The sequence below is a fragment of the Planctopirus hydrillae genome (genome assembly GCF_001707835.1).
GTDB classification, from domain to species: Bacteria; Planctomycetota; Planctomycetia; order Planctomycetales; family Planctomycetaceae; genus Planctopirus; species Planctopirus hydrillae.
Genome location: NZ_LYDR01000039.1, coordinates 292,667 through 307,298 on the forward strand (window position 1 = coordinate 292,667; position 14,632 = coordinate 307,298).

The window sequence follows — 14,632 nt, forward strand, 5'->3', positions numbered from 1 at the left end:
ACTGGGAGTTCTGTGAATGTTGAAGACACTTTATGGCGATGAAAACGGGGCGATCATTTCGGCAGAGCTGGTACTCGTGCTGACAGTTCTCGTGCTGGGCGTAATTGTCGGCCTCAGCGAAGTGGCTGTGGCTGTGAATACCGAATTGAATGATCTCTCGAACGCGATTGGCCGCCTGGATCAGTCGTACTGCTTCACAGGCTTTAAGGCCTACAGCTATGGCAAGCTGAAGAGCCACGTCTCCGGCTCGTCGTACAAAGACAGTATTGATGACTGCGATGTGAACGGCAGCTGCGAACTGGTTTGCGGTGCCAACAGCGTCGGATACTCCGAAGGAAACTGATTTCTGGGGAATGAATCAGTTCATGCCCCAATGATTTTGCAGATCAATTCTCGATGATGAGTGATCACAGCGGCCAGGAGTGCATCTTGGCCGCTGTGATTTTTTTGCCCGGCACTCTTTGCTCCAGGGAGCGTCAGGCGGCAGGTGTCCATCGCCCAAAAAGATGAACGGGATACTTTTGCTCCGCCACGACAAAGGGGATGTCCTGAAACTTCAGGCTGATCTCTTTACTTGCTCCACTCTCCCAGTTCGACAATCAGTTGTTTTCTCTGGCCATCGCGGAGAATATCAACTTCCACCTTATCGCCTGGGCTTTTCTCCCCAATCAGCTTGACGAGGTGGTCGAAGGTCGAAACTTCCTGGCCTCCGAAACGGAGCACAAGATCTTCTTCCTTAAGCCCTGCTTTATCTGCCGGGCTCCCAGTTTTTACGATACTCAGTCGCATGGGTGTCTCACCCTGGTTCGATGTGACTCCGAGGTAAGCCAGCCCTCGTTCCTGAATCTGTAAGCCAGGGAGATCTCCCTGCAATTCAGCCAAAGCTCTCGGGGTTATGGCCGCACTCTTCACGTAGTAAACGAGATCTAGCCGAGGGATTCGAGTGAGATAGTGCAGGCCGGCATCTCCACCTTTGTAGCCACGACCAATGACGGCGTATCGTTTGAAGTCTTCCTCATCAGCTTCATTCGCTGGAATACGGCCTCTCAGACCAAAGACACCCACTTGCTTTTCAATCACTCCGCCAAGTTTCTCGAACTGTCTGATGGCCAGTTCAGAGGTACGTTGTTCATGCTGCCGCATGGCGGCTTTGGCAATGGCGAGAGTACTGCTGGAGACCTGTTCAAGATTTTCCAGCAGATCGCAAATCTGCTCGAGGGAATGATCGTCGGCCGTGGCCATCCAGGTCTTCAGGACGTTCGCCAGTCGAACCTTGGCTTCGAGCGAGGCTGTGTTCCATGTCTCCGGGAGAGTGCTCACCGCCCGGGGAGTGAGAGCCGCCAAACTCTCTTCGGCCCGTTCTCTGGTCAGAAAATCGGGATGATCCAGTTGCGCGAATAACTGTTTCACCTGCTGCTGAAGAGCTTCGCGTTCCGGGGCGGTCAGTGGTCGAGCATAAACGGGTGCTAAAGCCGAGACTGGTGGCTCGGGTTGAAACTCTGGCAGATCATCATCTTCGTCTGGAGTTGCACTGAAAGGAGCACCGTTTTGTGTGACGACCAAAGTGGCTTGCGTCAGTCCCGGGATCACTGGAAGTGCTGGCAATTGCCCCCAGGCGGAATCGACCTGCCAACAGAAAACTCCAGCCATCAACAATCGAGAGCACCAGCGGTGCTCAACAGACTCAAAAGTATTGATCCAAAGAATCGATTGGTGGATTGCTGACTTGATTGTGCGTGCCATCGTCACTCCTTCAGCAATCTGCCATCCATGAACATTTGAAGTTCAACGCAAACAGCCAACTTCCACACAGGCTCTCTCCGCGGAAAACCAGTGCCCACGAGTCGATAGAAGTTGCTCCAGCATTGTAAGCCTTATCGCCACCGCGTAAATGCGCAGTTGTCGGAACGGGTGAAATTGTGGACCGAACTGGTGAGCAGAAGAAACAAAAAACCTGGCAAACTGAGGGGACGTTTGCCAGGTCATTGAGCCAACCGTTGGTAGAAATTGAGACGATCAACTGGCGTTGTTCGGGTCGTCATAGTTACGGGGTTCGAGTTCGCGCGAACTGATATCAATCGCGAGCACGACCGTGCGTTCCTCTCCTCCATTGGGATCGATGGCCACAGCCGGGATGACCTGACGGCCGGGGAGCAGTTTCATCCGCAACTGAAAGCGGCCTTCCGGAGAGACCGGCGTTGGTTTACCCATGAGCGTTAAAATTGCCAGTGGATGTGTTGTGCCGTGAACGATCAACTCGGATTCCAGATTCAACTGAAAGCTGGAAAGCAACGCCCCGGCACTGTTCTCACGCGAGTGGTGGGCTGCCAGACTGGCGAGTTGAGAATCTGTCAGTTCGTTTTGATTCAGACGACCTTCGGCCGTTGTGACCGGCCAGTCGAGCAGAGAATTTCCAGTCCCTTCGCTGGCTTTACCATGCTGGGCAATGGCTTCATCCATGTGCACCGTGCTGGATTTGGCCAGCGGATGAAATTTTGCTCCACTGCTGAAGCCAATGACAATCCGATACGAACGCCCGGGGCCATCGACATGCGTGAACCAGAGATGATCACGCGAGCCGACAACAATATCCCGCACAATACTATTTGAGCAGACCACTGAATCGTTGTCGGTCACATCGAGGAGTCTGAGTGTTGGCTTGGCAGTATGCCAGCTTTCCGCCATGGCGGACATGGCTCGATGCAGTGTCGCCTTCGAAAGATTCCAGCGAATCTGCAGCCATTGTGGATTCAGCGGGCGGGCCTCAATCATATCATGAGGAGAATTGAGACATTCGTGCTCCCCATGTCCAGCCTCTGAATGTAATTGGCTGGCAGATTTCAACTTCGAATTTGTGGTTCCAGAGAGCTTCTTTTGCTCATGGGCCACCACGGGAGTCGGCTTGTTCTTTGCCATCGAGCTGGTGGCTGCGGAATCGATGTTGGATTTTGAAGCTCCAACAGCCAGTGTGGATTTTGGTGTCTTGGATTTAGCAGTGCTGGAAGGTGCGGTCTTTGAAGAGGCGGGGTTTGCTGTTCTACGGGAGGCTGCAGCCACTCGTTTTGAAGTCACCTGCTTCGAATTCACGCGGGAATCCGCCTCGGAGGAGATCGCCGCCGGCGAACGTTTGGATTTCGATACCGGGTTGAGCGTTGCTGAACTTCTGGCGGAGGTCGTCTTCACCTTCTGAGTCGTCCCGGTTGCCTGAAGTGTGGTGCCAGTGCTGGTTACAGCTTTGGGCTTCGATGCAGCGGACGACGGAACTGTCTTCGAGCGGCTGACTGGCTTGAGTGTCGATTGAAGACTGACCGGCTTTGCGCCGTTACGCTTATCCTGAGGAGATTTGGCAGCCACAGGCCCGCCTTTTGTCCCGGTACTTGAGCCAGCCTTAACACCTGAGGACTTGCCATGCATGGCTTTCCCAGTTGTCGTCTGGCCAGATTTCGATTTGCCAGATTTCGATGTGGAAGTGGCAGGCGGAGTGCGGTTGGGCTTGGCGGAGGCTGGCATGGAGTCAGATTCCAGGAGGATCGAAGTCCAGTGGCTGAAAAAGCCACAAAACTTCCGAACATGTTGACAATCTGAGACTTCCGAAACACCGAGCGATCAGGAAGCAGCGTTGTCGCGACTTTCCTGCAGCCGATGTGACCCTCCATGATCCAGGAAGATTAAGAACGAGTTGTTTTCGACAATTAACTTCAACAAGCACCTATATGTCATACCCGAGTGGCAGGGAGCGTCGCAATTGATCGTTGCGATATTGTGAACATTTTTCGATCAATTGAATGACAAGCCGACGGAGATTTGCACCCGGGAACGATTACACCAGTTGGGTAATTCCTGATGAACAAGAAATGCGGGGGAATTCTCAGTCTGGAAAATTCATTGCCCCCCAGGGAATGGATTCTGGCCAAAACTGAGAAAAAAAAGTCCTTCAATCTCGCCAAATTGCTTTGTCAGAGGAAACGCATTACATTTTCGACAGATGATAATCTGCCCAGTCGCTGCTGAATCCGTAACGAGCCTGTCGAGGTGTTTCATGCCGAAAACTGGCTCGACAAAGGCGTCCAGTCAACGAGGGTTGAGTCCACTGGCGGTCGGATATTTGTGGGCGAGTCGAGTTGGTAATCTGGGATTGCAGATGGTTCTGCCTGCACTTCTTGGTTATTGGGTCGACTTGCAATGGCTCACTCGACCGGCATTCACAATCGCAGGTGCTGTTCTCGGGTTTGTGCTGTTCATGTTGAAGCTTCTGGCTCTGGCTAAGGAGTTGTCCAAGTCGAGTTCTCAAGCGGGGTTAGGCGCATCCTCATTGTCGAAGTCAGGGTCTCAGCAGAACACAGGGTCCTGAAATCAGATCAGGAGGAGCCTTCTATTTTGGGGTTAAGAGCTCTGCTTCGAGTTTGGCGTAATTGTTTTGCGGAGTCGAATTCAAGTTTGATTTTATGGTGGTCTCCCAATGAGTTGAGTCGGGAGATTGAGAGAATAGATGGTGGTGAGTTTGAGTCGCAGTGGGTTCATTGGACTTCAGGTGGGTCTGCTCCTGTTGGCCACCATCATTGGTGGCGGGCTGGTGGGTGGGCTTCTGCAGTCGCAGGGTTCACAAAACTGGCGTGAAGTTCTGATTGCCTGCCTCGTTTGTCTGGTGCCTTCACTGATTTCGGTCGTTTGGAATGAATGGCTGGTCGTAGGGCGGCGTTCGCAGCAATCGATAACTGTTTCACCAGCGGCGGGAAGTCCCGTGCAGGCGATGTCAGCGCTGGGTGGTATGGGTTTACGGATGGGGACATTTGCTATTGGAATTGTCTTGTTGCCAAAGATCTTTTCTGACTGGCAAACGAAACCGTTCTTCTATAGCGTACTGGTCGTTTACGTTCTTCTGTTGGTGATTGAGACATCCTTTCTGCTCTATGGACTCAAGCATTTCGCATCTCTGCCTAAGGTAAGCTCCGAGAACCTTTGAGGGTGTCTCGTACTCGATATTCAATTTTGTATTGCCGGTTGATTTGAAGATTGATTCGTTCGTTGAGATCTGTGTCTAGCAGCTAATGACGGAATCCTATGTCAGCGGACCACAACGATTACTTTCACCATATCAGTGATGCACTCGAATTCGAGATGCCCGAGTTTGTGTACTCGTTCATCGACCGAGGGTACTTTCACCTGCCCAAGATCTTCAATTTTCAGATCACCAAATTCATGGTGATGCAGGTCCTGGCGGCAGTGCTGGTTTACTTGATTTTCCGCGGGCTTGCGAAACAGGTTGCCAATGGCGAACCTGCTAGAGGGAGATGGTGGAATTTCTGGGAAACTCTTGCGGTTTTCGTACGGGATGAAGTCGTCCGATCTTCGATCAGCGAGCCTCACGCACACCACGATGATCACGGTCATGGCCAGTCACACGCCCATGCGAACTATCATGCCCAGGCTTATGTTGATGCAGGACAAACCCATGTTCATGGCCATGTGGAACCTCAGTTAGCGGCTGTCGGTGGTCATGTGATGGCGACGAGCATCGATGAATCCAAGGATCTGGCTTCGACCGGGACCCATTACGCAGATCGGTTTCTGCCGTTCATCTGGTCGCTCTTTTTCTACATTCTGTTCTGTAACCTCCTGGGTGCCTTCCCTCTCTTCGGCACAGCCACAGCGAGTACAAGTGTCACGGGTGTGCTGGCGTTAAGTGTGCTCGTGGTCACGATTGGTGCTGGGATTCAGCAATCAGGCGCTGTTGGTTTCTGGAAATCGCTGGTCCCTTCAATGGATATTCCCGGCATCATTGGGCCACCTCTGAAGGCCCTGATCTTTGTAATTGAACTGGCCGGGCTGTTTATCAAGCACACCGTGCTGGCGATTCGACTGTTTGCCAACATGCTCGCCGGCCATGTGGTCATCGCTGTCTTCCTGAGCTTTATTGCAGCGACGGCAAACTCCGGGATTTTGTGGTATGCAGTCACTCCCGCCAGTATTTTTGGACAGTTGGCCATTGGGGCTCTGGAATTGTTTGTGGCCTTTTTGCAGGCATATGTCTTTTCTTTGCTGGCGTCACTCTTTATTGGGGCAGCTGTAAATCCTCACTAATTTGCGTTGTCGCTTTGTGCTGAATTTTGGAATGGGATTTTGCTGAACTCAACGATGGGTTCATTTTGACTAATTAAGCTGGGTGTGTATCCCGGTTGCAGAAACTAAAGCATCCCTTGTGGTGGGTGCGCATTTTTGGCAGGAGAGTGTTAACGTGCAGGTTCTTTCTCTGATGACTCGCATCCTGGGTGCCTTCTGTGTTCTCGCCGTTCCAGTGATGGCTCAAGACGGTGCTGCTGCAGCCGCCTCCCTCGATGTCAAGGCAATTGGCGTCGGGATTGTGATTCTGGGCGCTGGCCTCGGGATTGGTAAGATCGGTTCGTCGGCTGTGGAGAGCATTGCTCGCCAGCCCGAAGCTGCCGGTGCCATCCAGACAGCCATGATTATTGCTGGTGCTCTGATCGAAGGTGCCACCCTCTTCGGTCTCATTATTTGTATGCTCTAATTCAGGTTTCCTTGCGGTCTCGTCTGCGAAAGCTTTCCAAGTGGCTTCTGCAAATGGGATTAAGCATCGACAGATCAAAGATCTGTACTTGGCTTTTGGGGCGATGAACGCCACACGGTGTCGGCTCATCCCGGATATTGAAACCTGCTGGTTTGGAACCACGCTGTGTCGTAGGAAAGTCTGATCTGGTGACAGATTGTCTTTCCTGACGGTCATGATCGCTGGTGTTCATGTTTCTGGCGTTCAAGTTTGCTGAGATCTCGGTTAGACAACAGGCAGTAGACAACAGGCAGATTTCTCGTGACGAGCAGTCTGTGAAGGATTGTTTTCCACTATGTATGCTCAAGCTTGCCAAGTGACATTCCAGTCCTCAGAGTCCCGTCGTTCTGGCTGGTTCTGGAGCCTTTGTTTTTGTGCCATGGCTGGGTTCTTGCTTCAGGGGTCGATCTCGGTTGCTGATGAAAAAGCCAAAGTTGATCACGGCTCTGAAACGGCTTCAACGACCGGACATGGTCACTCAGAAGAATCTCACAGTTCTCAGGGATCGACTATCCCCTCAGGCATGATTCCCAAACCTGACCTCATGGTCTGGTCGCTGATCACGTTTGCGGCGTTTGTCTTTCTTCTGAGTAAGTTTGCCTGGAAACCTCTGGCTGCTGGTCTGGATCAGCGTGAAGCACGTATTCGCAATGATATTCATGAAGCAGAATCGGCTCGGGTGAAAGCCCAGCAACTTCTGGCTGAGCATGAAGCCAGATTGGCAAAGACGGAAGAGACTGTGCGCGAGCTGATTGCCGAAGCCAAACGTGATGCCGAAAAGGTTCGAGCCGATTTGACAGCCGCTGCTGAAGCGGATGTTCAAACCATGAAGAAACGGGCAGTTTCTGAAATCGAACAGGCACGCGATGTCGCCTTGCAGCAGCTCTTCGACACGCTTTCAACGAATGTCATGGATGCAACCAGCCGCATTGTGGGACGCAGTCTGAATAGTGATGATCATCAGCGTCTGGTTCAGGAAGCCCTGGCTGAACTGAACGTACGCAGAAATTAATGGTTCTCTTCGGCATGGCCTCGAAAGATTGTTAAACAGACTGCAGTTTTAATGTACGGCCTAGAAGTTGGAGCGTTCTCGTGCAAGAGCCACCCGTAACAAGAATCCCCTCAGTTCTGGACGATCCTTCGTCTCTGGGCGTGGCTCGTGTTTACGCAGAAGCATTGCTTGGGGCCGCCGGTGATCAGGCCAGTGAAGTTGTCGAAGAACTCAATCTGCTCACGCAGACCCTGCTGAATGGTTCGACGGGACTTGAGAAAGTCTTTACGAATCAGGCTCTGGGGCGAGATGAGAAGCTGGCTTTCGTCGAGAAGACCTTCACAGGTCGAGCCAGTGATATTCTCGTGAGATTTTTACAGGTTCTGGCGCAGCATGACCGACTCGACCTGGTACGGGCAGTGAGTCATGTGGCCACATTGGAACTGCAGAAGAAGTTAGGGCAAAAGCAGGTGCAGGTGACCAGTGCGGCACCACTGAGCCCACAAGAGTATGAGGCGGTGGTGAACCGTCTGAAAGAGACTTTAGGCCTTGAACCTCAGGTGGAAGTCAAGGTCGATCCGGAATTGGTAGGCGGTCTCGTGGTCCGTGTCGGTGACATGGTCTACGACGGTTCGCTGCGAACACGGCTTGAACAACTCCGCGCTCAGTTGCGCGAAAGGTGTCTGAATGAAATTCAACGCGGACGAGATCGCTTCTGTTATTCAGCGTGAAATCCAGGATTTCCGCGGACAAATCCAGACCAACGAAGTTGGTACGGTTGTGGAAGTGGGCGACGGTATTGCGCGCGTCTATGGGCTCACCAACGCCATGTCTGGCGAAATGGTGGAGTTCTCCAGTGGCGTGCGCGGCCAGGTCTTCAACCTGGAAGAAAACTCTGTCGGTGTGATCATTCTGGGTAACTACCTGAAGATCTCCGAAGGGGATGAAGTCCGGGCGACTGGCCAGTTGCTGTCGATTCCCGTGGGCGATGCCCTGATTGGTCGCGTGGTCGATCCTCTGGGAAATGCCCTCGATGGTCGTGGACCGATCATCGCCGAATCGTCGCGCCCGCTCGAAACGACAGCACCGGGCGTGGCTGCCCGTCAGCCTGTGAAGCAGCCCATGCAGACAGGGATCAAGGCTGTTGATGCCATGACTCCCGTGGGGCGTGGCCAGCGTCAGCTCATCATTGGTGACCGCAAGACGGGCAAGACGGCTGTCGCCCTCGATGCGATCATTAATCAGAAGGGTGGCGATGTCATCTGCATCTATGTCGCCTGTGGTCAGCGAGCAAGTTCAATTGGCGGCGTGGTCGAAGCTCTGAAAGCCGCCGGTGCGATGGACTATACGATTGTGGTGGCCGCCGGTGCTTCTGACCCTGCTCCACTGCAGTACATTGCTCCTTATGCAGGTGCTGCGATTGCCGAATACTTCATGTATCAGGGCAAGCACACACTGGTGGTGTATGACGATCTTTCGAAGCAGGCGGTCGCTTACCGCCAGCTTTCACTGCTGATGCGTCGTCCTCCTGGTCGTGAAGCTTATCCCGGCGACGTGTTCTACTGTCACAGTCGCCTGCTCGAACGAGCTGCCAAGCTGAGTGATGAACTCGGTGGCGGTTCGATGACAGCACTCCCGATCATCGAAACTCTCGAAGGGGAAGTTTCGGCTTACATTCCTACCAACGTGATTTCGATCACCGACGGTCAGATTTATCTGGAACCCGATCTCTTCTTCGCCGGGGTTCGCCCTGCCATTAACGTCGGTATTTCGGTCTCTCGCGTGGGTGGTAATGCCCAGACGAAGGGGATGAAAAAGGTCGCCGGAAGTTTGCGACTCGACCTGGCAGCCTTCCGCGAACTGGAAGCGTTTGCTCAGTTGGGTACCGAACTTGACGCCGCCACTCAAAAGCAGGTGGATCGTGGTTACCGCATGGTGGAATTGCTTAAGCAACCTCAGTATGTGCCACTCGCCGCTGCTGACCAGATCGTGAGTATTTACGCTGGTACCCGTGGTTATTTTGATGCCGTGCCCGTCAATCAGGTGGCTGAGGCTGAAAAGCAACTGCTGGAATATGTTCGTCTGGAACATGCGGCATTCCGTGAGAATCTCATCAGCAGTAAGACGCTCGATGATGCCCAGGAAGCTCAATTAAAGACCATTCTGGAAGGATTCAAGAAGCGCTGGCAGCCAAAGTAAAGCAGCAATCGATTCCGGCAATCAACTGAGACATGCAGGTCATGATCTCAGTTGGTCAAGGAAGAGTTTGAGTGTGAGCTGAGGTCTCTGGCAAACGTTGTCTCTTGTGTTTTTTCTGGATGGAGAGGTCAGGTCGTTACATGGCCAAAGCACGAGCAATCGTTAAGCGGCTCAAAGCCGTCCGCAATATCAAAAAGATCACGCGGACTATGGAACTGGTGGCTACCGCCAAGTTCAAGAAGGCGATGGAGCGTGCTCTCGAAGCGACCGCTTACACCCGTAAGCTGGCGGAAATCGTCGCTGACGTTTCGGCCTCATTGGGCGAAAGTGGCGAAGAGGGTGCTGTCTCGCATCCTCTTTTGGCTGTCAGGCCGCAGGTCAAGAAACGGCTTCTGCTGGTGATCACGTCAAATCGAGGTTTGTGTGGTGGCTACAACGCGGGTGTGCTGCGTGTGGCTGGCCAGCTTTTGAGAAGTCGAGACCTGACTGTAACTCTCGATATGGAAGTCTCGGGTAAGCGGGGAATTAACTTTTACAAGTTCCAGCGTCAGCCCCTTGTGCGGACTTACACCCAGTTCGAAGACAAGCCGACATTTGCCCAGATTGAAGAGATCGCCAATCGCATTATGGATCTATACATCGCTGGTGAGATTGACCAGTTTGATGTGGCCTTCATGCAGTTCCAGGGGATTGCCAGGCAGAAGCCGGTTGTGGAAACCTTGCTTCCAATTGGAAACCTCGAATCTGAATCTGCTGTATCTGGGACAGAAGCGACGACTGATTACGAATTCCTGCCCTCGCCAGAAGAGATTCTGGGAGAGATCGTACCGGCTTCGTTCAAGGCACGATTGTTCAAGTGTTTCCTCGACGCTGCCGTCAGCGAGCAGGTTTTCCGTATGGTGGCGATGAAGGGTGCGACTGAAAGTGCCAACGACATGATCAAGTCACTCAAACAGCGTTACAACCGGGCCCGTCAGTCACAGATTACCTCCGAACTGAGCGAAATCATTGGAGGAGCCGCTGCTCTGGAATAGCGGCAGCCCGAATTTGAATCCGACCGCATTACAAAACTGGTTTTCATCGATAATGACCCGATCAGTTACCCCAAAGCTGATCGTTACGACAGACAGATAGACAGACAATCAAGCATAGCCGTTGCAGAATCTGGAGCCATTATGTCCACCGCTGTTGCAAATCACGTTGGCCGCATCACGCAGGTCATCGGTTCGACGTTCGATGCGGAGTTTGCCGAGGGTTCGCTCCCTCCGATCTACAACGCCGTTAAGGTTGATGTGGAAGTCAAGGGGACGCGAGTTAAGGTTGTTGGCGAAATCCAGCAGCATCTTGGTGGTGGCCGTGTTCGCTGTGTGGCACTGGGATCAACCGATGGTCTGGCCCGTGGTGTCGAAGTGATTGATACTGGCGCACCACTTTCGGTTCCCGTCGGTAAAGGAACTCTGGGTCGCGTCTTCAACGTGCTGGGTGAACCGATTGATGGCCGCGGTGAAGTGGTGGCTGACGACAAATGGCCCATCCACCGCGATCCGCCCAAGCTTGAAGATCTCAGCTCCAAGACCGAAATCTTCGAAACCGGGATCAAGGTGGTGGATCTGCTGATCCCGTTCGTCCGCGGTGGTAAGGCCGGTCTCTTCGGTGGTGCCGGTCTGGGCAAGACGGTGATTCTGCAGGAGCTTATTGCCCGTATTGCCAGTACCCACGGTGGTTACTCGGTCTTTGCCGGTGTGGGTGAACGAACCCGCGAAGGGAACGATCTCTGGCTCGAAATGCAGGAAACACAGATTGGTTCAACCGGTCGTGCGGTAATCGAGCAGACCTGTATGGTTTTCGGCCAGATGAACGAGCCGCCAGGTGCCCGTCTCCGTGTCGCACTTTCGGCGCTGACCATGGCCGAATGGTTCCGCGATACAACCGGTGCCGATACGCTGCTGTTCGTCGATAACATCTTCCGGTTCTCACAGGCCGGTTCGGAAGTGTCGGCACTGCTGGGACGTATGCCCTCGGCTGTGGGTTATCAGCCAACTCTTTCAACTGAATTGGGTGCTCTCCAGGAACGCATCACATCGACGAAGCGTGGGGCCATTACCTCTGTGCAGGCTGTGTACGTTCCGGCGGATGATCCCACAGACCCTGCACCAGCCACTGCCTTCTCGCACCTCGACGCGTTCATTTACCTGGAACGTAAGATTGCCGAAAAGGGTCTCTACCCCGCGATCGATCCACTGGCTTCGTCGAGCCGTATTCTCGATCCTCAAATTGTGGGCGAGCGGCACTATGCCTGTGCCCGCCGTGTGCAGAAGATTCTGCAGCGATATCGCGAGCTTCAGGACATCATCGCGATTCTCGGTGTGGACGAATTGAGCGAAGACGACAAACTGGTCGTGAAGCGAGCCCGCCGTATCGAGCGATTCCTGTCGCAGCCCTTCTTTGTGGCCGAAGCCTTTACCGGCAAGAAGGGAAGCTTCACCACACTGGCTGATACAATTCGCAGCTTTGAAGAAATCTGCGATGGCAAGTGGGATGACCTGCCTGAAAGTGCCTTCATGTATGTGGGTGCCATTGAGGAAGCGGTGGCTCAGGCTGAGAAGATGGCTAAGGGTTAATCGCCCTGCTGACGATGGTTTGAACTTTGCCCAGTTGGTAAAGCAGTGACCACTGGTACGGCAATGACTACTGGTTTGGCTAAGACGACCTGGGCAAAGTGAACGACTCCCGGCTGTCGGGATCAACTCCCGAACTTTGACTTATCCACACCCTCCGAAAACATCTGAGTGGGATGGCCGATTATGGCTCTTGGTGACAGTTTGCGACTGACCGTTGTAACACCTGAAAAACCGGTAATTGACCAGGTGGTGCGGAGCGTTCAGTTCCCGCTGGCCGATGGTATGACGGGTGTCCTCCCCGGTCGCGCCCCATTGATTGGCCGTCTGGGGTATGACGAACTGGTTTTCATCGACGACAGTGGTGAGTCGCGATATTTCGTGGATGGTGGTTTTGTGCAGATTGCTCAGAATGTCGTCACGATTCTGACATCTTCATGCCGGCCTGTGTCGAGCCTGACCCGTGATGAGGCCAGCAAGGTTCTGGATGCGGCTCTGGCGAGAAAGGCAACCTCGGATAACGAAGTCAGCCAGCGGCAGAAGGATCAGAATCGAGCACGTCGTATGCTCGCTCTGGCTGATCAGTAAATTTCAGAGCGGTCGACCCAGATCGCGTTCTGCAAATCATGGCTGCAAAGAAAAGAAAAGCCCGATGCTAAATTGCATCGGGCTTTCTGTTTTCATAGAGACTTTCCAGAAATCAACGGCGACTTGAGAGACAGACAATACGCTTTCGATGAAGGACAGTGCTCTGTGTGCCAGGCTTGCAGTTTTGGTCAAGCATGGCTTTACAGATCACAAATCGCTGTGACTTCATGAAAACGTATGGAGCATGCTTGCTCAAAGCCGCAAGCATGGCACATAGTAAAAAAATCACCGTTAAGTTCTAGAATCAGTATTCGCTTGGCATCCCCTGGATGAAGAAGTCTTTTTTCCGGGGGTTCCAGCAAGCATATCCTTGGTGAAACAGGCGAAGTTCAACCAAGGGGCCTGCTGGAGGAAGTGATCACTCTTCGCCCTTCTTCGTGAGTCGTTCGGTGAGGCGAGTGGCCTTACCAACGCGATCGCGGAGGAAGAACAATTTGGCTCGGCGGACCTTACCATGACGCTTGACGACGATCTTCGCGACCTTTGGTGAGTGGATCGGGAAGGTACGCTCGACACCTTCACCCGCCACAATGCGGCGGACGGTGAAGTTCTCGCGGGTTCCGCCATGACGACGGGCAATGACGACGCCATTGAAGATCTGAATACGCTCTTTGTCCCCTTCGAGAATCCGCTGGTGCACGTCAACGGTGTCACCAATCTCGAATTCGAGAGCATCAGTACGCAGGCTGGATGCTTCCGCCGCCTGCAAAAGTTTGTGTTGCATGATTCAAAATCCTCTGACTGCTTGTCTGCCGGAGTTGCCAAGGCAGCTCCGGTAAAAAACGATGTGAAATGTGCGAAACAATGACGATCAGTTTGGCAAAGGCAAAATCTCGGAGGAAGATCTCATCGCCTGTGTGGAAGCTCTTTGAAGTTCCACTGGGGGGCGACGGGAAGCTGTCCGTTCCTGACTTTGCTTTTCTCTCCAGGCCGCAATGGCCTGATGGTTACCTTCCAGCAGGACCTCGGGAACTTTCATCCCGCGATACTCCCTGGGACGGGTGTACTGCGGATACTCCAACTGTCCACTCTGGGCGAATGATTCATACTTATGGCTGGTTTCGTCCCCCAGCACTCCGGGAATCAACCGAATGACGGTGTCGATCAGAAGCATGGCCGGCACTTCACCACCATTGGCAATAAAGTCACCCACCGAGACTTCCAGCGGCTTCAATCCTTCAGCGATCCGTTCATCAAAACCTTCGTAACGACCACATAACAAAACCAGTCGCTTGTGAGTCGAGAGTTCTTCCACCAGACGCTGGTCGAGCTTTCGCCCGGCCGGCGTGAGCATGATCAGTTGGCCGGGAGCATCTCCCTGAGCCTGCACATGCTCGACACAATCAAAGACCGGCGGGCACATGATGAGCATGCCTGGCCCACCGCCATAAGGCTTGTCGTCGACCGAGTGATGATTATCGGTCGTCCAGTCGCGGAAGTTCCACAGATGCACGCCGACCTTACCTGCTTCAATCGCCTTATTGAGAAGGCTTTGCTGCAGATAGCCAGCGAAGATCCCTGGAAACAGCGTCAGGACATCGAACCTCATGGCCTCAGCTTTCAATCGACTTTCGTCATATTGAACAATGATTGGTGATCAAACACTCTCAA

Annotated in this window: 14 protein-coding genes; 10 read left to right on the top strand and 4 right to left on the bottom strand. The window is 53.2% G+C overall.

Going from position 1 to position 14,632, the window contains the following annotated elements; translation table 11 throughout:
* Positions 1–16 precede the first annotated feature (16 nt).
* On the top strand, positions 17–343 hold the full coding sequence (locus A6X21_RS04305; RefSeq protein ID WP_013108448.1) for a hypothetical protein: 327 nt from the start codon (positions 17–19) through the stop codon (positions 341–343).
* Between the two features lie 227 nt (positions 344–570).
* Here the strand turns inward: A6X21_RS04305 and A6X21_RS04310 are convergent, their stop codons facing one another.
* Both A6X21_RS04310 and A6X21_RS04315 read right to left on the bottom strand, forming a co-directional pair.
* On the bottom strand, positions 571–1,743 hold the full coding sequence (locus A6X21_RS04310) for a S1C family serine protease (protein WP_068846255.1): 1,173 nt from the start codon (positions 1,741–1,743) through the stop codon (positions 571–573).
* A 273-nt stretch (positions 1,744–2,016) separates the two neighbouring features.
* Positions 2,017–3,510 carry a DUF4912 domain-containing protein gene (locus A6X21_RS04315; RefSeq protein ID WP_083233394.1) on the bottom strand — a complete coding sequence of 498 codons (1,494 nt, stop codon included), beginning with the start codon at positions 3,508–3,510 and terminating at the stop codon, positions 2,017–2,019.
* A 985-nt stretch (positions 3,511–4,495) separates the two neighbouring features.
* On the opposite strand from A6X21_RS04315, the gene A6X21_RS04325 reads away from it, so the two are divergent.
* From A6X21_RS04325 to A6X21_RS04370, 9 genes are all read left to right on the top strand, one after another.
* Positions 4,496–4,963 (top strand): hypothetical protein, encoded by a 468-nt coding sequence (locus A6X21_RS04325; protein ID WP_131818186.1) that lies wholly within the window; start codon positions 4,496–4,498, stop codon positions 4,961–4,963.
* 98 nt (positions 4,964–5,061) lie between these two features.
* Positions 5,062–6,081, top strand: a complete 1,020-nt coding sequence (gene atpB / locus A6X21_RS04330) for a F0F1 ATP synthase subunit A (protein ID WP_068846259.1) — start codon at positions 5,062–5,064, stop codon at positions 6,079–6,081.
* Positions 6,082–6,298: 217 nt separating this feature from the next.
* Entirely contained in the window at positions 6,299–6,526 is a 228-nt protein-coding gene (gene atpE, locus A6X21_RS04335; protein ID WP_068846596.1) for an ATP synthase F0 subunit C, read from the top strand.
* Between the two features lie 418 nt (positions 6,527–6,944).
* Entirely contained in the window at positions 6,945–7,577 is a 633-nt protein-coding gene (gene atpF / locus A6X21_RS04345; protein ID WP_165603676.1) for a F0F1 ATP synthase subunit B, read from the top strand.
* An 80-nt stretch (positions 7,578–7,657) separates the two neighbouring features.
* Entirely contained in the window at positions 7,658–8,287 is a 630-nt protein-coding gene (atpH, locus tag A6X21_RS04350) for an ATP synthase F1 subunit delta (protein ID WP_068846262.1), read from the top strand.
* Positions 8,244–9,755: a F0F1 ATP synthase subunit alpha gene (gene atpA / locus A6X21_RS04355; protein ID WP_068846263.1), complete on the top strand. Its 1,512-nt coding sequence runs from the start codon at positions 8,244–8,246 to the stop codon at positions 9,753–9,755. Before atpH ends, atpA begins: the two co-directional genes overlap by 44 nt.
* Before the next feature lie 140 nt (positions 9,756–9,895).
* Positions 9,896–10,789, top strand: a complete 894-nt coding sequence (gene atpG, locus A6X21_RS04360; protein WP_068846264.1) for an ATP synthase F1 subunit gamma — start codon at positions 9,896–9,898, stop codon at positions 10,787–10,789.
* 141 nt (positions 10,790–10,930) lie between these two features.
* Positions 10,931–12,376: a F0F1 ATP synthase subunit beta gene (gene atpD / locus A6X21_RS04365; protein WP_068846265.1), complete on the top strand. Its 1,446-nt coding sequence runs from the start codon at positions 10,931–10,933 to the stop codon at positions 12,374–12,376.
* A 183-nt stretch (positions 12,377–12,559) separates the two neighbouring features.
* Positions 12,560–12,961: a FoF1 ATP synthase subunit delta/epsilon gene (locus A6X21_RS04370; protein ID WP_068846266.1), complete on the top strand. Its 402-nt coding sequence runs from the start codon at positions 12,560–12,562 to the stop codon at positions 12,959–12,961.
* 418 nt (positions 12,962–13,379) lie between these two features.
* Here the strand turns inward: A6X21_RS04370 and rplS are convergent, their stop codons facing one another.
* The gene (gene rplS / locus A6X21_RS04375; protein WP_068846267.1) at positions 13,380–13,745 is read right to left on the bottom strand and encodes a 50S ribosomal protein L19; all 366 of its coding nucleotides are present in this window, start codon (positions 13,743–13,745) and stop codon (positions 13,380–13,382) included.
* 87 nt (positions 13,746–13,832) lie between these two features.
* Entirely contained in the window at positions 13,833–14,570 is a 738-nt protein-coding gene (gene trmD, locus A6X21_RS04380; protein WP_068846268.1) for a tRNA (guanosine(37)-N1)-methyltransferase TrmD, read from the bottom strand.
* Between the last annotated feature and the right edge of the window lie 62 nt (positions 14,571–14,632).